The sequence below is a fragment of the Exiguobacterium sp. s48 genome, from assembly GCF_018617395.1.
Taxonomy (GTDB): Bacteria; Bacillota; Bacilli; order Exiguobacteriales; family Exiguobacteriaceae; genus Exiguobacterium.
In genome coordinates this window covers 360,422-382,326 of sequence record NZ_JACSKC010000001.1, presented here as the reverse complement: position 1 = coordinate 382,326, position 21,905 = coordinate 360,422, and the positions used below count along the sequence as shown (strand labels likewise).

The 21,905-nt window shown below is 46.6% G+C and carries 23 protein-coding genes; 8 read left to right on the top strand and 15 right to left on the bottom strand.

Features of this window, described 5'->3' with window-relative positions:
• Positions 1–35: 35 nt before the first annotated feature.
• Together KNO66_RS01950 and KNO66_RS01945 are read right to left on the bottom strand one after the other, a co-directional pair.
• A complete protein-coding gene (locus KNO66_RS01950) occupies positions 36–1,271 on the bottom strand; it encodes an FtsW/RodA/SpoVE family cell cycle protein (protein ID WP_214739919.1) in 1,236 nt (411 codons plus the stop codon).
• Between the two features lie 86 nt (positions 1,272–1,357).
• Positions 1,358–1,636 carry an Fpa/YlaN family protein gene (locus KNO66_RS01945; protein WP_015881276.1) on the bottom strand — a complete coding sequence of 93 codons (279 nt, stop codon included), beginning with the start codon at positions 1,634–1,636 and terminating at the stop codon, positions 1,358–1,360.
• Positions 1,637–1,808: 172 nt separating this feature from the next.
• On the opposite strand from KNO66_RS01945, the gene KNO66_RS01940 reads away from it, so the two are divergent.
• Both KNO66_RS01940 and KNO66_RS01935 read left to right on the top strand, forming a co-directional pair.
• A complete protein-coding gene (locus KNO66_RS01940; RefSeq protein ID WP_214739917.1) occupies positions 1,809–2,276 on the top strand; it encodes a hypothetical protein in 468 nt (155 codons plus the stop codon).
• Between the two features lie 100 nt (positions 2,277–2,376).
• Positions 2,377–3,573 (top strand): multidrug efflux MFS transporter, encoded by a 1,197-nt coding sequence (locus KNO66_RS01935; protein ID WP_214739915.1) that lies wholly within the window; start codon positions 2,377–2,379, stop codon positions 3,571–3,573.
• A 35-nt stretch (positions 3,574–3,608) separates the two neighbouring features.
• Here KNO66_RS01935 and KNO66_RS01930 read toward each other — a convergent pair whose 3' ends face one another.
• Positions 3,609–4,922 (bottom strand): PhoH family protein, encoded by a 1,314-nt coding sequence (locus KNO66_RS01930; RefSeq protein ID WP_214739913.1) that lies wholly within the window; start codon positions 4,920–4,922, stop codon positions 3,609–3,611.
• A gap of 33 nt (positions 4,923–4,955) precedes the next feature.
• Complete coding sequence (locus tag KNO66_RS01925; RefSeq protein ID WP_214739911.1) at positions 4,956–5,405, bottom strand: PNPOx family protein; 450 nt, start codon at positions 5,403–5,405, stop codon at positions 4,956–4,958.
• A 114-nt stretch (positions 5,406–5,519) separates the two neighbouring features.
• On the opposite strand from KNO66_RS01925, the gene KNO66_RS01920 reads away from it, so the two are divergent.
• Positions 5,520–5,720 carry a YlaI family protein gene (locus KNO66_RS01920; protein WP_015881271.1) on the top strand — a complete coding sequence of 67 codons (201 nt, stop codon included), beginning with the start codon at positions 5,520–5,522 and terminating at the stop codon, positions 5,718–5,720.
• A 36-nt stretch (positions 5,721–5,756) separates the two neighbouring features.
• Here KNO66_RS01920 and KNO66_RS01915 read toward each other — a convergent pair whose 3' ends face one another.
• Both KNO66_RS01915 and typA read right to left on the bottom strand, forming a co-directional pair.
• Positions 5,757–6,101 carry a YlaH-like family protein gene (locus tag KNO66_RS01915; protein WP_214739910.1) on the bottom strand — a complete coding sequence of 115 codons (345 nt, stop codon included), beginning with the start codon at positions 6,099–6,101 and terminating at the stop codon, positions 5,757–5,759.
• Between the two features lie 87 nt (positions 6,102–6,188).
• Positions 6,189–8,033 carry a translational GTPase TypA gene (gene typA / locus KNO66_RS01910; protein WP_214739908.1) on the bottom strand — a complete coding sequence of 615 codons (1,845 nt, stop codon included), beginning with the start codon at positions 8,031–8,033 and terminating at the stop codon, positions 6,189–6,191.
• A 163-nt stretch (positions 8,034–8,196) separates the two neighbouring features.
• Between typA and KNO66_RS01905 the strand changes: the two genes are divergently transcribed.
• Positions 8,197–8,373 carry a DUF5325 family protein gene (locus KNO66_RS01905; protein WP_214739906.1) on the top strand — a complete coding sequence of 59 codons (177 nt, stop codon included), beginning with the start codon at positions 8,197–8,199 and terminating at the stop codon, positions 8,371–8,373.
• A gap of 50 nt (positions 8,374–8,423) precedes the next feature.
• Here KNO66_RS01905 and KNO66_RS01900 read toward each other — a convergent pair whose 3' ends face one another.
• The 3 genes from KNO66_RS01900 to KNO66_RS01890 all read right to left on the bottom strand — a co-directional run bounded on the left by KNO66_RS01900 (position 8,424) and on the right by KNO66_RS01890 (position 10,447).
• Positions 8,424–9,677: an inositol monophosphatase family protein gene (locus KNO66_RS01900; RefSeq protein WP_214739904.1), complete on the bottom strand. Its 1,254-nt coding sequence runs from the start codon at positions 9,675–9,677 to the stop codon at positions 8,424–8,426.
• Between the two features lie 78 nt (positions 9,678–9,755).
• A complete protein-coding gene (locus KNO66_RS01895) occupies positions 9,756–9,944 on the bottom strand; it encodes a hypothetical protein (RefSeq protein ID WP_015881266.1) in 189 nt (62 codons plus the stop codon).
• 236 nt (positions 9,945–10,180) lie between these two features.
• The gene (locus KNO66_RS01890) at positions 10,181–10,447 is read right to left on the bottom strand and encodes a UPF0223 family protein (RefSeq protein WP_214739902.1); all 267 of its coding nucleotides are present in this window, start codon (positions 10,445–10,447) and stop codon (positions 10,181–10,183) included.
• A 159-nt stretch (positions 10,448–10,606) separates the two neighbouring features.
• On the opposite strand from KNO66_RS01890, the gene KNO66_RS01885 reads away from it, so the two are divergent.
• Complete coding sequence (locus KNO66_RS01885; protein ID WP_214739900.1) at positions 10,607–12,088, top strand: aminotransferase class I/II-fold pyridoxal phosphate-dependent enzyme; 1,482 nt, start codon at positions 10,607–10,609, stop codon at positions 12,086–12,088.
• Positions 12,089–12,207: 119 nt separating this feature from the next.
• On the opposite strand, the gene KNO66_RS01880 is transcribed toward KNO66_RS01885, so the two are convergent.
• The gene (locus KNO66_RS01880; RefSeq protein ID WP_214739898.1) at positions 12,208–12,513 is read right to left on the bottom strand and encodes a DUF3055 domain-containing protein; all 306 of its coding nucleotides are present in this window, start codon (positions 12,511–12,513) and stop codon (positions 12,208–12,210) included.
• 68 nt (positions 12,514–12,581) lie between these two features.
• On the opposite strand from KNO66_RS01880, the gene aac(6') reads away from it, so the two are divergent.
• Positions 12,582–13,037 carry an aminoglycoside 6'-N-acetyltransferase gene (gene aac(6') / locus KNO66_RS01875; protein WP_251128043.1) on the top strand — a complete coding sequence of 152 codons (456 nt, stop codon included), beginning with the start codon at positions 12,582–12,584 and terminating at the stop codon, positions 13,035–13,037.
• Between the two features lie 20 nt (positions 13,038–13,057).
• Here the strand turns inward: aac(6') and lpdA are convergent, their stop codons facing one another.
• The 4 genes from lpdA to pdhA all read right to left on the bottom strand — a co-directional run bounded on the left by lpdA (position 13,058) and on the right by pdhA (position 17,906).
• Positions 13,058–14,470 (bottom strand): dihydrolipoyl dehydrogenase, encoded by a 1,413-nt coding sequence (lpdA, locus tag KNO66_RS01870; RefSeq protein WP_214739896.1) that lies wholly within the window; start codon positions 14,468–14,470, stop codon positions 13,058–13,060.
• Between the two features lie 4 nt (positions 14,471–14,474).
• Positions 14,475–15,761, bottom strand: a complete 1,287-nt coding sequence (locus KNO66_RS01865) for a dihydrolipoamide acetyltransferase family protein (RefSeq protein ID WP_214739894.1) — start codon at positions 15,759–15,761, stop codon at positions 14,475–14,477.
• A 78-nt stretch (positions 15,762–15,839) separates the two neighbouring features.
• Positions 15,840–16,817, bottom strand: coding sequence for an alpha-ketoacid dehydrogenase subunit beta (locus KNO66_RS01860; protein ID WP_074034993.1), 978 nt, complete (start codon positions 16,815–16,817; stop codon positions 15,840–15,842).
• A gap of 3 nt (positions 16,818–16,820) precedes the next feature.
• Entirely contained in the window at positions 16,821–17,906 is a 1,086-nt protein-coding gene (pdhA, locus tag KNO66_RS01855) for a pyruvate dehydrogenase (acetyl-transferring) E1 component subunit alpha (RefSeq protein WP_015881258.1), read from the bottom strand.
• 331 nt (positions 17,907–18,237) lie between these two features.
• Here pdhA and def point away from each other — a divergent pair, with 331 nt between their 5' ends.
• Positions 18,238–18,777 carry a peptide deformylase gene (def, locus tag KNO66_RS01850; RefSeq protein WP_214739892.1) on the top strand — a complete coding sequence of 180 codons (540 nt, stop codon included), beginning with the start codon at positions 18,238–18,240 and terminating at the stop codon, positions 18,775–18,777.
• 1 nt (position 18,778) lies between these two features.
• On the top strand, positions 18,779–20,404 hold the full coding sequence (locus KNO66_RS01845; protein WP_214739890.1) for an alpha/beta hydrolase: 1,626 nt from the start codon (positions 18,779–18,781) through the stop codon (positions 20,402–20,404).
• A gap of 39 nt (positions 20,405–20,443) precedes the next feature.
• Here the strand turns inward: KNO66_RS01845 and KNO66_RS01840 are convergent, their stop codons facing one another.
• Complete coding sequence (locus KNO66_RS01840; protein WP_214739888.1) at positions 20,444–21,901, bottom strand: phospholipase D family protein; 1,458 nt, start codon at positions 21,899–21,901, stop codon at positions 20,444–20,446.
• Positions 21,902–21,905: the final 4 nt, after the last annotated feature.

The following is a 21,905-nucleotide window of genomic DNA, read 5'->3' as shown; positions in this document are numbered from 1 at the left end:
TGAAATCCCCCCGTTAATAAAGTTTGGTTATTTTCTTACCTGACAACGTGAAGTGACGAACGTTGAACGTTTTCTTCCGACTTCACCCGAATTTCTTCTCGTCGTGTCGCTTCTCGATGACGGTTACGCATCGAGATGCTACTAAGCACACCGAGTACACCCATCATCATGATGAGCGATGTTCCCCCATAACTGACCAGTGGCAAGGTTACCCCTGTCCCTGGGAACCAACCGGACATCGCCCCGATATTGATGGCCGTTTGAATAATAATTTGTGATGCAATCCCAAACGACACGAACATCGCAAAATGACTATCCGCATGATTGGCGATATGAATCGCGCGAAACGCGATGAAGAAGAGCAGTACCAAAACCGTCAGCACACCGAAGAACCCTAACTCTTCAGCAATAATCGACATGATATAGTCGGTTTCAGGTTCTGGTAAATACCCATACTTTTGAAAACTGTTCCCGAGTCCGACACCAGTCAACCCACCATGTACGATGGAGATGATGGACATGAGCAATTGGTGCCCGTAACCTTCCGGGTCCATGAACGGATTAAATACGACCTCGATCCGGCTCCGTTGATTTTCTGAAAAGATAGTCGTAAACAACAAGAAGACAGCGCCGACCCCAGCTAATATTCCTGGTATCATGATGCGAAGTGGAGCCCCAACACCGAACCACATGAGAAGCATGATGGACCCGAGGACGAATAACCCTCCCATATCCGGCTGCCCATTGATGGCGATGGCATATAACGAAAAGTAAAAGAGAACCGGTACTAAGAAGAAGGCCCCGATTTGAGCACGCCATCCTTTTTTCGTGATGGCGGCCCGAGCGAGACGACCAGGAAGCCCTTTTAACTCGTTATTCCATAATTCATGATAGTAGTTCGCTAGCAAGATGATCAGAACGAACTTCGCAATCTCGACCGGCTGAATCGTGAATCCACCGACGATGAGCCAAGCGCGCGCCCCGTTTAACGGAGGCATGGCCCACGTGACGAACAGTAAAATGACGGATAACGCATAGAGACTGAGACGAAGTCCTTTTTTCCGAAACATCTCATAACGGAACAGCGAGGCAATCAAGTAAACAAAAATCCCAATTCCGACATAGACGAGCTGGCGATAAAACAAACTGTTATTCGCGTAATCCCCACGATTCCATACGCTCGCACTATAAATCATAATCGAGCTCAGTCCGACGAGCAAAAGCACTGACAAAAACAACGCAAAATCAAAATACCGAAACCGTGTTTTCATGTATTCACTTCCTTATGTAAAACAATCCGACAACCTTTATAAAAAAATACTCAAACAGCGCCACTTGCACAGTTTGAGTATAAGGTTCATAATTCTGAAGCTTCTGCCAAGGCAGATAACTTTTGTTCCAATGAATCGAGCAGTCCTTTACCTTCAATGTCTGAAATGAGTCCAAGACGAACCGCAAAATCAATTTGGCGCGATAGTCCAAACATATGTGTATCAAGCACCTCTTCATAAAGCGGGCACTTCGGCATTTTAAGGTTTTCTAACTGCACTTCAATCAGACAACGGATTTTTTCAGCATCCGCCTCGAGTAACTGAAGCGCTTGCTCCCGTTGGATTGCAGCCAAATTTGTCGCCACTACGACCCCTCCTCCGTACGATGACAGACTGTTTGTCATAACTCAACTGTACATTATCTTTCATCATAATTCAATGTACAGTATGGATGATTGCGACATTCTTCCTCTTTTCCATTTTAAGAGAAAGAGCGCTATAATGAAATGTGTAATGTGTATGAAGGGGGATATTAGCATGATTTTTCCGCTAGACGGATCGGTTCGACATCCTTTAACGATCGACCCGACCGTATGGATTTTTGATGATCGGAAACGAAAAATTGAAGAATTGGACGCGGTGGCAGAGAATGACCAAGAGGCCTACTATGCAAAAATGGGGAAAGCATGGGATGATGGGCTGACACAAGGGACTAGAATCGACCATAATAAACCGATGTCTCGACAAGACAAGGACGCGGCGCTACGTGATTCGTTCGCAATGCCGCTCGCACCATTTATAAATAATGCCGAACCAGTTGATTTGGCGACGCATATCCGCTTTTACGGGGAGACCGTGTTGACGATTCCACTCCATGATGCATCTCGCGTCTATTTACAATTCTCAAAAGACGGAAAGGTGCTCACGGATGGTCCTGTCTATGTCCTGTACGACAATCAGATTATCCGCCAAGTGAATCACATCACTGTGCTCAGCGGTCAATGAGAAGGGACTCCCCTTCTCTTTTTTTGGACTTTTTAGTTCACAAAGTGTAACATATAGTGTGTTGACTATAAATTGAATAAGAAAGGTCGTGACGCTTACGATGCCTCTTTGGAAACGAAATTTAATCGTTGTCTGGATCGGTAGTTTCTTGACCGCCGCTTCGATGAGTCTCGTCCTACCATTTCTCCCATTGTTCGTTGAACAACTCGGGGTAACAGACCCGGACCACGTCGTCACCTGGTCCGCCGTCGCATTTGGTGCGACATTCCTCGTGGCTGCCATCGTATCTCCGATGTGGGGGCGCTTGGCTGATCGCAAGGGAAGAAAGTTGATGCTCATTCGAGCCAGTCTCGGTATGGCCATCGTCATGTTTCTCATCAGCTTCGTTCAAGATGTCTATCAATTAGTCGGGTTGCGCTTACTTATGGGTGCCGTTTCTGGCTTTATCTCAGCCGGAATCACCTTGGTCGCTTCCCAAACCCCTAAAGAGAAAAGTGGCTGGGCGCTCGGTACCCTGTCAACCGGTGGCATCACCGGTGGTCTTCTCGGTCCGCTCATCGGTGGACTCCTCGCAGACTGGATTGGGCTTCGATCCGTTTTTCTCTTTACCGGAAGTGCACTCTTCCTCACGTTCTTAATCACATTTTGGTTCGTCAAAGAAGATTTTGTCCCCGTGAAACGCGAAGAACTGGCTTCAATGAAATCCATCTTTACTTCGTTACGTCATCCACAACTCGTTATCGGATTGTTCGTGACAACGTTCCTCACCCAGTTTTCGACACAATCGATTGGTCCTTTGTTGACGTTATACGTCCGCGAACTGAATCCGCATACGACCGCTCTCGCCTTTATGGCCGGGATCGTCGCATCTGCACCTGGACTGGCTGCGCTTTTTTCTGCTCAACGCTTGGGACGCTTGTCCGACCGATATGGCGCAGAACGGATTTTATTCTGGGCACTGCTTCTTTATAGCTTATTCCTGATTCCGCAAGCGTTCGTCACCTCGACAACCCAGCTGGTTCTATTACGGTTCGGAATCGGATTCGCGACAGCCGCCTTGATGCCGTCCGTTCAATCACTTCTTCGTCAGCACACACCCGTATCGGCGACTGGACGAATCTTTTCCTATAACCAATCGGCACAGTTTATGGGAAATTTACTTGGACCGCTCTTCGGGTCTCAAGTAGTGGCCCATTTCGGGTTCTCTTCCCTCTTCGTCATCACAGGATTGATTATGATCTCGAACGCATTTTTAGAACGAACAAACGTTCAAGCTCTACAGTTGGATACAAAATAACGCCGAGCATCGCTGCCCGGCGTTTTTGTGTTGGTTTATAGTAAGTCGGCCGCCAATCTTGCGAGCGACGAGCGCTCCCCTTTTACAAGCTGGACGTGACCGAAGACGTTCTGACCTTTGAATCGTTCTACCGCATACGTCAATCCATTCGAATATTCATCAAGATACGGATGGTCGATCTGGTACGGGTCACCGACGAGTACGATTTTTGAGTTTTCTCCGACACGTGTGAGAATCGTCTTAATCTCATGTTTCGTTAAGTTTTGTGCCTCATCGATGATGATAAACTGATCCGGCATGCTTCTTCCTCGAATGTAGGTAAGTGCTTCAAGTTGAATCGACTTCATGCCGGCTAGAATATTTCCGAGCTCATCTTTTGAATTAGCGCTAAATAAAAATTCTAAGTTATCGTAAATCGGTTGCATCCAAGGGCGAAGCTTTTCTTCCATCTCCCCTGGCAAGTAGCCAATATCGTTCCCCATCGGCACGACCGGGCGAGCGACGACGAGTTTATTGTACCGTTGCTCGTCCTCAACGAGTGAGAGTCCTGCCGCTAAGGCAAGAAGCGTCTTCCCGGTACCGGCTTTCCCAAGTAAGGTGACGAACGGAATGTCATCTCGAAGCAATAGATCGAGCGCCATCCGCTGCTGGACGTTTCGTGGATGAATTCCCCAAATGTGATCTGCATCAAGTGCCAGTGGTCGTAAAATCGGTTGAAGCGAATCGACCACAGCAAGCGCACTCGCTTTCGAGACGTTACTTTTCAAGACGACGAACGAGTTAGGGTACAATGTCTGTTTCGTCAATGCGGATGTCGGAAGTTGACGCACCTTATAAAATTCATCGATGAGTGTCTGATCGACTTCAATTTCTCGATAGCCGGCATACAAATCCGTCGTATCGACGATATGATCGGTCAAATAATCTTCTGCATCGATTCCAATGGCGTCCGCTTTGACGCGGACTAATATATCTTTCGAGACAACGACGACTCTATGGCTCGTGTCATGCTCGTATTGTTTCATTAATCCTAACGCTACCATTAAGATGCGATTATCATTCGTCATGACATCGAACGGAATATCGACCTGGTGTTGACCGATTTCGACAAACAGACGCCCCCCGTTTTCAAGCGGCACGCCGTCATGGAGTTTCCCTGTCGTCCGGAGTTGGTCGAGGACACGTGATGTTTCTCGGGCGTTACGCCCGACCTCGTCCATGTTTCGTTTTTTACCATCAAGTTCTTCTAAAACAATGGCCGGAATGACCACGTCATGTTCTTCGAATTGAAATAAGGATAGCGGATCATGGAGTAGTACGTTCGTATCAAGGACATACGTTTTTTTCATAGACTTTGCCGCCCCTCGAATATAGGATAGTATTCAAGAATGAAGACTTTCTTTCACTTCACGGTCAAGCTTTTCCGCCGCACGAATATCGTATGTTTTCGTGATTTCGGGCTGTGCGTATGTTGCACCGTAAAATGAGATGTTCCTCACTTCTTCGACATGTCCTTCAAAAAAACGAAGATGAAGGCTCGGTTTGATGGATGGCTCAAACTCTCGGATGGATGACAGTAGAACATGATAAGATTGGCCGTCTTCGATAAAGATGAGACCAGCCGTCTTTTCCGTTGTCAAGATGGTCACGATATGCGAGTTTTTTGTTAACGAAAATCGAATCGTAACGGCGTCGAGTGCTTGCACCCAACTGATCGCGTGACTGATTGGCCAACGTTTCGCTTCATCAAAACCGACGAGAAATGTTAACGGCATATCGTTTAATAATCGCTCTTGCGCGGACGTCAATTCAAACGTAGCCTTACTCGCCATTCAACTCCCCTCCTTTTACCGGGTATGGTTGTACCATTCTCCCTTACCGATTCAATTCCCTGCTTTTCACAGATGAAATCATGCTATACTCAACGTATAGAGGAAGGTGAAAAGATGCGTGTGAAATGTTCTCTTTGCGATAAAGTCGAAACGATCGACTCATGGTCGTTTGAAGCAAAACGCTTGCGTAACAAACCGGCTAAAACGTATATGTGTCAAGAGTGTCAGGAGCGAATCAGCGAACGAACGGCTGAACGCGCCGCATCTGGACAATTCAAGTTATATCCTACATTTCGACAAAAACGAAACTGGTAATGCAAACGGGCGCCTCCGAAGAGACGCCCGTATTTTTTATGATTCCATTGCACCTTGACGACGGTTCCACCAGAGACGACCACGATAGATAGCCAGTACGACGGCCATCACGAGAAGAACTTCTGGAATTGGCCATGTAAAGAAAACGAGTGCCATCGTTCCCGCTCCAAGTGAAAGGAGAATATAGACGATGAGCGATTTCCACCATGCCAATTGTTTTGCGAATCCCAGTTTGAATACGAGAATCGTCAGTAAGATGACCACGACGACGAGTGCATTGAACCCGACCGAGAAATCGTTCGGATTACTGCCGACACCGAGCATCGAGGCGATCCACGGAACGTCAATCTGTGTGATATCGATTGTTTGAGAAGCTTTCAAGACAAAGAGTCCCCCTTTATTTCATACACATCCATTCTACACTATTCCATGCAAAAGGGAACGCCGAAGCGTTCCCTTTCTGCTAACTTATTCTTTACCAAGTTTACGACGCTTGTCTGCTTTCTCGCGTTCGTTCTTGTTCAAGATTTTCTTACGGAGACGAATCGACTCCGGTGTGATTTCACAGTACTCGTCATCGTTCAAGAACGTGAGCGACTCTTCGAGTGAGAAGACGCGTGGACGTTTCAAGACTTGTGTTGAGTCTTTTGCAGATGCACGCATGTTTGTCAATTGCTTCCCTTTAACGGCGTTGATGGCAAGGTCGACGTCACGGTTACATTCACCGATAATCATTCCTTCATACACATCTGTACCTGGTTCGATGAAGATCGTTCCACGGTCTTCAAGGGCACCGATCGAGTAAGCCGTCGACTTCCCGTTTTCGATACAAACCATGACACCACTGCGACGTCCACCGATGTCAGCTGCGATATAAGGACGGTACTCTTCGAACGTATGGTTCAAGATTCCGTATCCACGTGTCGCCGATAAGAATTCGTTACGGTAACCAATCAAACCACGTGATGGAACGATGAATTCCATACGAGTCTGACCGTTGTCGTTCGTGTTCATGTTGGCGAGTTCACCTTTACGGAGACCGATTGACTCCATAACTGAACCTGTATATTCTTCTGGCACATCGATGATGACGCGTTCGAACGGCTCGACTTTCGTTCCATTCTCGTCTTCACGGATGATAACTTGTGGTTTCGATACTTGGAGTTCGTAACCTTCACGACGCATGTTCTCGATCAAGATCCCGAGGTGAAGCTCACCGCGTCCTGATACGATCCATTGGTCTGGTGAATCTGTGTTTTCGACACGGAGTGAAACGTCCGTCTCGAGTTGTTTCATCAAACGCTCTTCGATTTTACGTGCTGTCACGAAATCGCCTTCGCGTCCTGCAAACGGAGAGTTGTTCGTCATGAAGCGCATTTGAAGTGTTGGCTCATCGATGCGAAGGAGCGGGAGCGACTCTTCTTTACCGACTGGTGTGACAGTTTCACCGACGTTGATGTCTTCCATACCAGCGATGGCGATCAAGTCACCAGCTTTTGCTTCTTCGATTTCGATACGTTTAAGTCCGAAGTAACCAAATAGTTTCGTGACACGAAGTTGTTTCACTGAACCATCTGTCTTACAGAGCGATACTTGCTCACCGACTTTAATTTTCCCACGGAAGACGCGACCTACACCGATTCGGCCGAGGTAGTTGTCATAGTCGAGCATTGTTACTTGGAACTGAAGCGGCTCATCAGAGTTATCGATTGGAGCCGGTGTGTTTTCAAGAATCGTATCGAGTACGTGTGTGATTGTTTCTTCTTGGTTTGCTGGATCAGGATCGAACGAACTTGAACCGCTGACTGCTGACGTATAGACGACAGGGAATTCAAGTTGATCTTCATCTGCGCCAAGGTCAATCAATAGGTCGACAACTTCGTCGACAACGTCAAGTGGACGAACCATCGGTTTGTCGATTTTGTTGACAACGACGATTGGACGAAGTCCTTGATCGAGAGCTTTCTTCAATACGAAACGAGTTTGTGGCATACAGCCTTCACGTGCGTCGACAACGAGAATAACGCCGTCTACCATACGCATGATTCGTTCTACTTCCCCACCAAAGTCTGCGTGTCCTGGCGTATCAACGATGTTGATGCGTGTATCTTTGTAATCGATTGCCGTGTTTTTCGCGAGAATTGTGATTCCGCGCTCACGCTCGATATCGTTTGAGTCCATCGCACGTTCTGCGACTGCCTCGTTCGTCCGGAATGTACCAGACTGTTTTAATAATTCATCAACTAACGTTGTTTTACCGTGGTCAACGTGAGCGATGATGGCTACGTTACGAAGGTTTGTTCTTACGTTCATGTAGTTATTCCTCTCTTATTTAAAAAGTTTCAGCTTTTCTTCAACTTTAAGAGTATAGCACACGTCACAGTACCTTTGTCGAGTGGAATCGACTGTGAACGTTTTCATCGGCCGTTTTTTATCATACAATAGGATAGAGAAGAGAAAATAAGGAGGAGTCTCCATGCAAGCTATGTTTCTATTCGTCGCGTTGGCTGTCGTCGCCGGCTTTGTCGGTATCGGAATCGGTGTGGCCGAAGGAAGTGCTGCGATTATCTTAGGCAGTCTCGCATTAAGTGGCGTCGCGACATACTTCGGTATCCAATTGCGTCGTCGCATTCTTTCAGACCGTCAATCATAACGAACAAGGGTTACTCTGACATGATGTCGGAGTAACCCTTTTACGTGAAGTTATAACGGACGAGTCAAGCAGATCCGGTCTCGTAAAAGGAGCCCATCTTCTTCGATGACATCATATCCATGATTAGGGAAATAATCTCGCTCTACCGAGTCAAATCGGAATCCAGCTTGTTGATAAAAACGTAATTGCATGATACTTGAGTTCCCGGTACAGACGAGTAGTTCGTTTCCTCCGATGGAAGCGGCTCGTTTTACCGCGTCTTGAAGCATTCGCTGACCGATTGTCTGGTTTTGACGTTCCGGTTTCACTGCGATATTAACGAGCTCGATTCGTCCCGATTCATGTGTGGCCAACATATACGCACCCACGATGTCCCCACCGAGTAGCGCTTTAAACGTCCGTCCTGTTTGAAATTGATCTCGGACCATCGCTTCATTCGGATTTGCTAAGATGAGAAGGTCACGGACCTCTTCATACGACTCATGTTCGACAATCCGAAGATCCGGTTTCGCTTCTACGGTCACGCCTTTTGCGATGACATAATGTTTGATGACATCGTTCACGAATGATTCGCTCCCCGCCAATACTGACGTCTTTCCTTCGTATCGGATAGGTTCGCCATATAAAGAAACGACGCGCCCCCCTACTTCTTCCACGAGTAATTTACCAGCAGCATAATCCCACGGCATATTACGCATCGTGATATACCCATCGACGCGACCTGCTGCGAGCCAGGCAAGTTCGAGCGAAGCGGCACCATGAGCCCGTGTCCCAATGGAATCTCGCACAATCGGAGCAAGGATTTCCGGAGCAATTTGATGATTCGGCGTGACCCATGTGGCGTTCATGCTTAAAAAGGCATCCCGCACGTGATGTTCATGAATGGTCGTCAATGTTCGGCCATTGAGCGTCGCGCCATACCCTCTCCGAGCCATAAACATCTCATCTGCCATGACGTCATAGACGAATCCATACTCCACGACCCCATCAATCATGATGGCAACCGAAATGGCAAACATGCGTTTTTGATGGATGAAATTCAATGTCCCGTCGATCGGGTCAACGAACCAGACCGTCCCCGTTAATCGTTCTGGTGAGTCTGTCGTGCCTTCCTCTCCCATAATTTGATGGTTCGGAAAATTTTCTTGGATGCGACGAACGATGAGTTGTTCTACCGCCCGGTCGATTTCAGTGACCAAGTCCCCTTTTCCCGTTTTTCGTTCCACTTCATAACTTTGATCAATCTCGCGACGAATCAACTCTCCCGCCTGCTTGATCAAGTCGACTGCAAACCATTCTATCATCTATGATCACCTCAACTGTATTGTACCAAACAAAAACCAGTATCCGCTCGGAATACTGGTTGAATGTGTGTGTAATGGTTAGGCTTCGAGACGCAATAATTCTTGGCGGTACTTCTCTAACCGATGCTTGCTAGCCTGAACTGTAGCATCATCTTGTGACGCCATCGCATCGAAGAGAGTTGCCAATTCATAATCAATCTCCAAGCGCAGCACCGGGATCCGTTTTTCTGCGTCTTTTCTTTTGAATGCCTCAATCACTTGTTTCATAAGATGCCACACTCCTTTTGTTGGGCTACAAGTTACGGTTTAATGAGTTGAATTGAGTATATCAGATAAAATTCGAAAAAGAAAGAGAATTGTCTGACTATTTTGAATTTTTTATCTTAATGGATATATTCCCAATTCCGAGGCCTCTAAACCTCAATTCGTGTTAAAGAACTGTACCCGATTTATAGGAGAAATAACAAAAAAGCATGCCGGAATTTGCTCGGGCATGCTCGGTCTTACAATTTGATCATTTTACTTGTAGATTTCATAGCCGCTTGAACCGTACGATACGTGGAATAACCAGTCTGTTCGTCGTGAACCGCGTTCAGTTGTTTCTCCTCCGACTTAGATGTTACGATTTGCTTGAAGGCACGGTACGAATCGAGAAAGACTTCCCGTTCGACACCACCTTCATTCGCTTGAGCGACGACGTTATAAAACTCGACGACATCAATTAGTTCATCTGTCGTCCAATCAGGGTTGATCGGATAATTGATTTGCATATTGTTCACCTCGTCACTCATTGTATCAACAAAAAAAACTATTGCAAGTTACGCTAGAAATCTCTATAGTTTTTTTGTTGCTTGTTTTTTCAAAATCAACATATATCAGAACATGATTATTCATCCTATAAATAAACTGATTCCAAGGGGGATTTACGATTGAAATTAAAAGGTGCTACTCAGCTCGAAACGCCACTATTTGACACGTTGCTTGAACATGTCGACTCGAACCCAATTGCCTTCCACATTCCTGGTCATAAAAGCGGGAAAGGAATGGACCCGGAATTTCGTGACTTTATTGGCGAAAACGCCTTAAAAATTGACTTGATTAATATTGCCCCACTCGATGACCTTCATCATCCGAAAGCGGCAATCGCTGAAGCGGAACGCTTAGCGGCAGAGGCGTTCCGTGCTGATGAGACCTTCTTCTCTGTTCAGGGAACGTCGAGTGCGATCATGGCGATGATTATGGGGGTCGTTGGTCCGAATGAAAAAATCATCGTACCACGTAACGTCCATAAATCTGTCATGTCTGCGCTTGTCCTAACAGGAGCTCACCCGGTCTTCATCCACCCAGAGTTCGACGAGACGTACGGAATTGCACACGGAATCACAGCAAGTGCCGTAGAACGTGCGCTTGAACTTCACCCAGACACGAAAGCCGTACTCGTCATTAACCCGACCTACTTCGGTGTCGCCGGAGACTTAGAGCGCATCGTGTCCGTCGCGCACGCGCAAGACGTTCCTGTTCTCGTCGACGAGGCACACGGTGTTCATCTCCCGTTCCACGATGAACTCCCACTCTCTGCGATGCAAGCCGGAGCAGATGTGGCCGCGACGAGCGTGCACAAACTTGGTGGTTCGATGACGGGTAGTTCGATTTTAAATGTTCGACGTGGACTTGTTTCTCCAGAACGAATCCATGCGATGCTATCTATGATCACAACGACATCTACATCCTACTTGCTCCTTGCTTCACTTGATGCGGCGCGGCGACAGCTTGCGACGAAAGGTCATACGATGAACGAACGGGCACTCGACCTTGCTCGTATGGCTCGTACGGCCATCAATCATATGCCGAACTTGTCTGTGTATGGACATGCCGAACTACATTCTGAGTCGACGTATGCCCTCGATGAGACAAAAGTTCTCGTATCCGTTCGTGAGCTCGGTGTGACAGGATTTGAAGTCGAGAAATATCTTCGTGAGAAACATCGCATCGAAGTCGAGATGTCCGATTTATTGAACGTACTCTTCATCGTTACGTCAGCAGATGATGAGTCAACGATTCAGGCATTGATTGACGCGATGCGTGACGTCGTATCTGTTTATCAAACGTCAGGAAATGATTCATTATCGATCATGCTTCCTGAAATTCCACCACTAGCACTCAGCCCACGCGATGCATTCTATGAAGAGACGGAAACGATTCCACTCGAGAATGCAGTTGGACGTATATCAGCGGAATTCATCATGGTGTACCCACCAGGGATTCCAATCATCATTCCAGGTGAGCTGATTACGACGTCGACACTTGAGTACATCATGGCCAACATTGAAGCTGGACTCCCAGTTCAAGGCCTTGAAGATGAGTCGCTTCAGATGATTAAAGTCATCCAACAAACAAAAGCGATTCGCTAACCAAAAAAACGAGCCGGTCATCGTGACCGGCTCGTTTTTTATGTCATCACAGAAAAGGTGGCTGTAGATGATCGAATTGCTTCCCCTACTGACTATTATAAGAAAACGCTTACATTTTTTCAAGCATCAATTTCTTCAGATGCTTCTGTTTTTTCGATCAAACAAATTCGTAAAAATTCCGCGACATGTTCCGTGTCATTCAAATTGATGCCAAGCATCGGATACAATTGACGGGGTTCTTCAAGGGCATGCACATCAAGAAGGGCCGATTGACCCGTTTGCATACAGACGACTAACACCTTGCCCATGAATTGGTGTGTATAAACGAAACCAAAATCATAACGGGCGGCTTCCGTTTCAATCCCAGTAAATCGTACGCGACTCGTCTCAGATACGGTATATAATAATTCCTCATCGAACGCCATCAGGATTCCCTCCCTTCTCTCTTCACAAGTATTTTCCTTTATACTACAAGTACGAAACCTAAGGAGAGATGAGAATGAAAATTGAGTATGCCACATTATCAAATCAAGAAGCACTCGTGCAGTTGATGCACGAACTATGGCCCGACGCTCCCATTGAAGAATTACGGATGGAAGTCAAACTCGGCCTCGTTTCAAAGAACATGCACTATTTCATCGCCTCCTCCGACACAAAAGCGATCGGATTTTGTCAGCTTAGCTTCCGCCATGACTATGTGCCAGGCTCAACCACTGCCCCGACAGCGTATGTGGAAGGAATCTATGTCGCCGAGTCAGAGCGCCATCAAGGTGTCGCCTCTCACCTGATCGACGCTGCGTCAACCTTCGCAGTACATCACGGGTGCAAAGAGCTGGCATCGGATACCGAGCTTGAAAACAAAGATAGTCAACGCTTTCACGAGAAAATTGGATTCAAGGAAGTCGAGCGTGTCGTTACCTACATTAAAAACCTCTCCCACGAGTCGTGAGAGAGGTTTTATTGACGTTCTTATTTTACAACGTGGATTGGCATACCCATTGCGATTTCAGCAGCTTCCATTGCCATCTCACCGAGTGATGGGTGAGCGTGGATTGTAAGTGCGATATCTTCAGCAGTCATACCAGCCTCGATTGCAAGGCCAAGCTCAGCGATCATATCTGATGCGCCAGTACCCGCGATTTGAGCACCGATCAAGAGACCGTCCTCTTTGCGTGTGATGAGCTTCATGAAGCCGTCTGGCTCGTCAAGTGCGAGTGCACGACCGTTCGCTGCGAATGGGAATTTCGAAACCGTGATTTCGAGTCCTTCTTCTTTTGCGAGTGGCTCTGTGTAACCAACAGTTGCGAGTTCTGGATCAGTGAAGACAACTGCTGGGATTGCAGAGTAGTCGAGGTAAGCTGGCTTACCTGCTGCTGCTTCCGCTGCGATTTTCGCTTCGTAAGATGCTTTGTGTGCAAGTGGTGGTCCAGGAACGATATCACCGATTGCATAGATGTTTTCGTTCGATGTTTTACACTGGTCATCGATTTCGATGATTCCACGGTCGCTGATTTTAACGTCCGCGTTCTCAAGACCGATGTCGCCTGTGTTTGGACGACGCCCAACTGTGACGAGGACGTAGTCCGCTTCAACAGATTGCTCTTCACCGTTTACTTCAAACTTAACGGTTACGCCGTCTTCCGTTTCTTCGACACCTTTAGCAAGTGCGTTCGTGTGGATTGTGACGTTCCCTTTTTGTTTGAGTTTCTTCTTAACGATTTGCGTCATTTGTGGTTCGAAACCAGACAAGATGTCGCTAGCGCCCTCTACAACGACAACTTCTGTATCGAAGTTAGCGTATGCAGTACCGAGCTCCATACCGATGTATCCGCCGCCGATGACGACGAGTTTCTTCGGTACTTCAGGAAGTGCCAATGCGCCAGTTGAAGAAAGGACGCGTTTTGACCATTTGAACGATGGAATCTCGATTGGTGTAGAACCAGTCGCGACGATCGCTTTTTTGAATTTGTAAGGAGTTGAGCTGTCTTCTGTGATGACACGAACTGTGTCTTCAGAAGCGAAGAAAGCTTCACCTTGAACGATCTCAATTTTGTTTCCTTTGAGGAGACCTTTGACACCGCCAGTCAATTTGTTAACGACTGACTGTTTCCAGTCTTGAACTTTTGAGAAGTCTACTGACACGTTATCAGACGAGATACCCATTGAGTCATGTCCTTTAGCGTGTTGGAAGTTGTGTCCTGCTGTGATCAACGCTTTCGATGGGATACATCCGACGTTCAAGCAGACACCACCGAAATTGCCTTTCTCAACGATTGTAACTTTCATTCCGAGCTGTGCGCCACGGATTGCGGCAACGTATCCACCAGGACCGGCACCGATGACAAGCAAATCAGTTTCTTGTGCGAATTCTCCTACTACCATGTTCTTATCCCTCCATCATTAGAAGTGCTGGGTCTTCGAGCAAGCGTTTCACCATGTTAAGAGCGTTTTGTGCAGTCGCACCGTCGATAAGGCGGTGGTCAAAGCTGAATGAAAGTGCAAGTACTGGCGCTGCAACGATTTCACCGTTTTTCACGACAGCTTTCTCAGCGATACGGCCGATACCGAGAATCGCAACTTCTGGGTGGTTGATGACAGGTGTGAACCATTGTCCACCAGCAGAACCGATGTTTGTGATTGTGATCGATCCGCCTTTCATGTCTTCCCCAGCGAGCTTACCTTCACGAGCTTTGCCTGCAAGTTCGTTAATGTTTGTAGCAAGTGCATAGATTGATTTACGGTCTGCATCTTTTACGACTGGTACAACGAGTCCGTTGTCCGTGTCAGCTGCGATACCGATGTTGTAGTAGTTTTTGTAAACGATTTCTTCGTTCACGTCATCGATTGAAGCGTTGATTGTTGGGAAAGCTTTCGCTGCAGCAGTCAATGCTTTCACGACGAATGGCAAGTACGTAAGTTTTACGCCTTGGTCAGCCGCGACTTGTTTGAAGTCTTTACGGAGTGCAACGAGTTTTGTAACGTCGACTTCGTCCATGAGTGTAACGTGTGGTGCAGTGTGTTTCGAGTTAACCATCGCTTTCGAGATGGCTTTACGGATTCCACGGATTTTCTCACGTGTTTCAAGTTCAGGAGTCGCTGACTCGTAAGGCTTGATTTCCGTTTTAGCAGCTGCTGGTGCTACAGAATCTGTTTTCTCTGTTGTAGCTTCTGCAGACGGTGCTTCGCCGTTCGCGAATGCATCGATGTCTTCTTTCAAGACACGACCGTTGTCGCCAGAACCGTTTACTTCACGGATGTCGACACCTTTTTCACGTGCATATTTACGGACAGATGGCATTGCGATGACGCGTTCAGATTTGTGAAGTTGAACGTCGCGTGGCGCGTCTTCTTTCACATCTTCTTTTACGTCTTCTGTCTTCTCTTCTGCTTTTGGTTGTTCAGGAGTTTCTTCTTCTCCTGCTGGTGCATCGCCTTCGATGTCAAATGTAATGAGGATGTCGCCGACTACAGCAACTGTACCTTCAGAAACTTTGACTTCTTTGACTGTACCGTCGACTGGAGCTGGGATTTCAACGACTGCTTTGTCGTTTTGTACTTCTAAAAGAACATCGTCCTCTTTGACCGTATCCCCTGCTTTTACGAACCACTTGACGATTTCACCTTCGTGAATACCTTCACCGATATCTGGTAATTTAAATTCAAATACTGCCACTGGTTTTTCCTCCCATCAATTCATCATGTAAACACGACAAGGGAGACAATTCTCCCTTATCGTTTATTCGACACGATCTTAGAAGTTCACAACTTCCTTAACTTTTGCAACGACATCTTTATGGTCAGGTAACCACATGTCTTCACCTTGTGCGAATGCGAAGACTGTGTCTGGTGCAGTTACTCGAAGAACTGGTGCTTCGAGGTGAAGAATTGCGCGTTCTTGAATTTCAGTTACAACGTTCGCCGCGATACCTGCTTGACGTTGTGCTTCTTGAACGACGATTGCACGACCTGTTTTTTTAACAGATTCTACAATTGTGTCGATATCAAGCGGGCTCACTGTCATGAGGTCGATGACTTCTACGTTGATGTTTTCTTTTTCAAGCTCTTCCGCTGCTTTAAGTGAAGTGTGCACCATCGCACCGTAAGTGATGATTGAAACGTCTGTACCTTCACGTTTCACATCTGCTTTACCGAGTTCGATTGTGTAATCACCTTCAGGTACTTCGCCACGGAATGAACGATACAATTTCATGTGCTCAAGGAACACGACTGGGTCGTTGTCACGGATTGACGCGATCAACAAACCTTTTGCATCGTATGGAGTCGATGGAATAACGACTTTAAGACCAGGTGTCTGAGCCATCAAGCCTTCGAGGCTATCTGCGTGAAGCTCAGGTGTCTTAACGCCACCACCGAATGGTGAACGAATCGTGATTGGTTGGCTGTAAGCGCCGCCTGAACGGTAACGCATACGTGCCATTTGAGCTGCGATTGAGTCAAATACTTCGAATACGAATCCGAAGAACTGGACTTCCATGATTGGACGGAATCCAGTAAGACCGAGACCGATTGCAAGACCACCAATCCCTGATTCAGCGAGTGGTGTGTCGAAGACACGGTCTTCGCCGAGTTCGTCTTGGAGACCTTCCGTCGCACGGAATACCCCACCGTTTTTACCAACGTCTTCTCCGAAGAGAAGTACTTTCTCGTCGCGTTTCATTTCAACGCGCATCGCATCAGTAATCGCTTGGATCATTGTCATTTGAGCCATAACTTACTTCGACTCCTTTGCAGTATATTCTTCAAGCTGTTCTTTCAAGTTTGAAGGAAGTTCTTCGAACATGTTGTTGATGAAGTCCGAAACTTTTTGTTTTGGTTCTTTGTCAGCTTGGCTGATCGCTTCTTTTACATCAGCTTTCGCTTGCTCGATCACTTCGTTTTCCATGTCTTCGTTCCAGAGTTTTTTGTTCTCGAGGAAGAGACGGAAGCGTACGAGTGGATCTTTTTCTTGATACTCTGTGTCGAGTTCTTTTGTACGGTAGCGTGTTGGGTCATCCCCAGCAAGCGTATGTGGTCCGTAACGGTAAGTGAGTGACTCGATAAGTGTTGGTGTTCCTTCGAGTGCGTCAACGCGAGCTTGTTGTGTCGCTGCGAGCACTGCGAGAACGTCCATTCCATCTACCTGAATTCCGTTGATTCCAGCTGCAACAGCTTTTTGCGCGATCGTTTTAGCTGCAGTTTGCTTTTCAACAGGAGTTGAGATAGCGAAACGGTTGTTTTGAACGACGAAGATTGCTGGCGATTTGAATGCACCTGCAAAGTTCAATCCTTCGTAGAAATCACCTTGTGATGAACCACCGTCACCTGTGTAAGTAATGGCGACATTTTTGTTGCCGTTGCGTTTGAGGCCCATTGCCACACCCGCAGTTTGAATGATTTGTGCACCGATGATGATTTGCGGCATCAATACGTTGACACCTTCAGGGATACGGTTTCCTGCCACGTGACCACGTGAGAACAAGAACGCTTGATAAAGCGGAAGTCCGTGGAATACGAGTTGTGGAATATCACGGTATCCTGGAAGAATCCAGTCCTCTTTGTCGAGCGCGTATTGCGTCCCGATCATTGTCGCTTCTTGACCAGCCACTGGCGCGTAGAATCCTAAGCGACCTTGACGGTTAAGTGAGATTGCGCGTTGGTCCCAAATGCGAGTATAGACCATGCGGCGCATGAGTTCCTGAAGTTGCTCGTCCGTTAGGTCAGGCATTGCGTCTTGGTTGACGACCTCACCCTTCTCGTCGAGAATACGGAACGTTTGGAAGTTTTCTTCCACGTTTTGAAGTACCTGAACGTTGTTCATTCGTTTCACCTCATCCTTTCAACTATGAGACAATTGTCTTTTTTGTGATCAAACACTATCTCAAATCTTACGTGTATCTGTCCAAAAAAGCAATCTGTATTAACGTGATTCAGAAAAGTTATACTTTCCTGCCGTTTCCTTGTTAGTATAAAACGGGTTGTTACAATAACGCAAAAAATATGCTCGTCAAAATAAAACGCTTACATTCAAGGGTTATTACACCTATTTTATCTCTGTATTATTTTCATTTCACCTTCTGTACCATCCACATTCCATCCTCATTAAATATGATATAATCAATCATATACGTTAGATAGAAAGGAAGTTGTGTATGTTAACCATGAAAGATGTCATTCGAGAAGGTGACGAGCGACTTCGCGCTCGTTCAATCGAGGTACCGATTCCGCCAACAACAGAAGATTTGGCGTTACTCGACGAGATGGAGACATTCCTCGTTAATAGTCAAGACCCTGAGATGAGCGAAAAATATGAGTTAAGAGGCGGTGTCGGCATCGCCGCGCCACAACTCGGAGTGAATCGTCGATTCTTCACGGTCCTTCTACAAGAAGAGGAAGAGACATTCCAACTCTCCATCTTCAACCCTAAAATCACAAGCCATTCCGTCGAACAGACATTTTTAAACGGTGGCGAAGGCTGTCTCTCGGTCGATCGCGTGGTCAAAGGAAATGTACCTCGTTTTCGTCGAATCACGTTAGAAGGGTTCGATCGTGACGGGAAGCCAATCAAGCTTCGCTTGCGTGGCATGCGCGCCATCGTATGTCAGCACGAACTCGATCATTTAGATGGGATCATGTTCTATGATCGCATCAATACGTCGAATCCGTTAGAAACATACGGCGAACCGATTTAACATGGTTAGCTCGAGAAAAAGGGCACTGTTGTTACTATTCCCATTTTTATTTCTTTTAATCGGTGGATGTGTGCGAATCAATTATGATGCGACCGTCCACTACGACCAATCCGTTTCGCTCGAAACGACTTACGCGTTCCGTGATCATCCTGTCATGAAATTACTCAATCTCAGGCTCGACTGGGATACTTGGAAAGAGCAGGCTGAGGAGAATGGATATGAGACGGAAGATTATTCGAGTCCTGATGACTACGAAGGGATGGTCTTAAAGAAAACATTTAAAAGTGTGGACGAGTTGCAACAGATTAAAGAAGAATGGAAAACGGGACCAGCCGGTATTCTGGTCCCCCCAGATATCAAGTTTGATATTGAGCAACGTGAAGGTATTTGGTTTGATTCTTATACTTTACAGACCAACCTTGATCTTCGACTCGATCAAGTCGACTTACCAGGTGTCGAACTGTCGGGCTCACCCAAAAAATTAGCTGAACGGTACATCCGACAAGCTGATATTCGTTTTAACCTGAATGTACCGACCGGTGTTTTTGTTGAGGACGGGACGGGCCTTGACATCCGATCGATGAAACACGTGGAGTGGCAAGTATACGGTGGTCGACAAAACAACTTGAAGCTCGTCGCACACGTGCCAAATGTTAAAGCGTGGATTGTGACGATTATCGTCCTCGTTGTCGCAGTCGTACTCGCCTACTTTATTTGGCGCAAATATCGACGAAACATCGGCAACCCCCGGAAGACATCGATCCGTTCACGATTACTCGGCTTGTTGATCGTTTCGCTCTCCCTTGCGTTGATTGTCGTAACGTTCCGACAAGAGTTGGCAAATGAACGGCAATCGGAAGCGATTCGCCAAGCGGCTCAAACGAACGAATTCATTCCTACGTTCGCCGTACATGGATTACTCGGAACAGACCGAACATTCCTTCGTTTCTCACAATCGATGGAGCAGAGTGGACTGGCAACAGACGGTGCCCTTTGTACCGTGACTGTCAAAGGGAAGACGGATTGTGAAATTTATGATTATAGTTCAACACGCCCTATCGTCCGAATTGAGTTCGAGGATGCGGAAGCTTCACTAAACAATCAGACGAAATGGTTAAATGCAGCCATTGAAACGTATAAAAAATCGAGAAATCGCTCGTTCGACCGAATGTATATCATTGGTCATAGCATGGGTGGTGTGGCAGCCGCCAACTATATCTTGAACCAAGAAACTTATATCGTTGATAAGTTTGTGACGTTCGATAGTCCGTTTGGAGGTACACGCCTTGCGAACTTTGGTCTATCCGCCAGTAATTTCGGCATCAATACGGGTAGTCCAGCCATCCGTGACTTATCGCCAAATTCGGATGGATTAAAAGCGTTCCAGTCTAAACTTGAGACATGGCCCCGTTCGGTACAAGTCCTCTCCTTCTCCGGACGAGGCGGTGAATTTAACCTCATCGAGCCATCGAGTTCTCTCTTGCTTGAAGAGTACACAAACAATATTCAAACCGAGACCGTCCCTTACGACCATTTCTCGCTTCACCGTAAGAGTGACGTCTTGAAAGAGACCGGAAAATTCTTATATGAATATACGAATGAGTTCAATCCAATCGAGACGAATTAACGTCGAAACAGCTATCCCCAATTCGAGGATAGCTGTTTTTTAGTACGTCATCGTCCATGTCACTTTTTGAAGCCAGTACATGATGTATTTCCCAAGAGGCACATCGGTTTGAATCTCGTCATATGCCACTGTGTACGTTCCATTTTCGTTATTCCATAAACGATTGAAATACTCATCTACTTCATCAAAGAAAGCTGTATTCTCTTCTCCTTTTACCTCGACGTCTGCCTCGAGGTTGTAATCGTTCATATTTCGTGTCGTATAGTTCCCAGAACCTAATACAACGGTCTTCTCTTCTCCATCCACGTATAACATTTTCGGATGATATTGCTCTTTACCGACGTCATACCAACGGATTTCGATATGTTCTGGGTTCACTGTATTTAGCTCTGCCGTTACCGGCAAGTTCGGTAAACCCGATTTCGATCGACCGAACGCATTCGTGTTCGGATCGAGAATCAAATTCACTTTCACCCCTCTAGCGGCAGCATCCTCGATGGCTTGGATGATATTCCGGTCTGCCAAGTAGAACATTCCGATCCAAATAGTGTCCCCATCGTCCGCCCCATTCATCGCATCAAGTACGGACTCCTGGATTTTCCCTTCTGTGACGTACCGGATCTCCATCGGCGCTTCAGACGGCTCTTCTTCAGTCTTTGCTAACGCCTCTTCATCCGGGAATCGACGAGCATCCCCTTTGGAGAACGTCGCAACAGCCTGCTCTCCCTCCGCGATTTCTTTTAAAATCGGCCCTTTCAGATGAACTCCGACATTCGAATGGTATCCACTGGCATCATGGGGATTGGCAGACAACACGAACCCTTCATTTTCTGTGACCATCACCTTACGATGGTTCGCTTTAATATTTAGAAGTCTTAAATAGGCACGAACCGTAATGTCTGGTGCCGATGAGGCCATCGGATTAGGTAGCCAACCTTCCTCGCTGTCTCCGAACCATTGAATGGCCATCCGATAAAATGTCGAATATAAAATATTCGGGTCGCGCATGGCGTCAAGATTCGTATAGACGATTTCTGCTCCCGCTTCCTCGAGCACATCAAAGTGTTCGGAAACATGTCCACCGTATGTTGTATTGATTTCGTCTGTGATAAAGACGACTTTCATATCTGGATACCGTTCCATTTGTTCCAATAAGGCCGATGATAATCGCGCCGTGATATCCGGGTATTGTCGATCTTCGTTCGAATACGGATTGAACAAGAAAAAGTCCATGACGATGTATTCCTTCGCTTCATGAATCGCTCGTTCCACTTCTTTGAAAATCTCTTGCTCAACGATTTCAGTATCCTCTCCTTGGTACGTCAAATCATGGAGAAAATCAATCTGGTCATCCGTAATGAGATACGAATCAGATTGTCGTGATACGCCTTCTGGTAATGGTTTCACTTGATGATACACAAGTGTGATGAGAAAAATGACCGCAATGATTGCGGCTCCCCACTTCAACCAACCTTTCTTCCCCTTTTTCTTAGCCATAAGC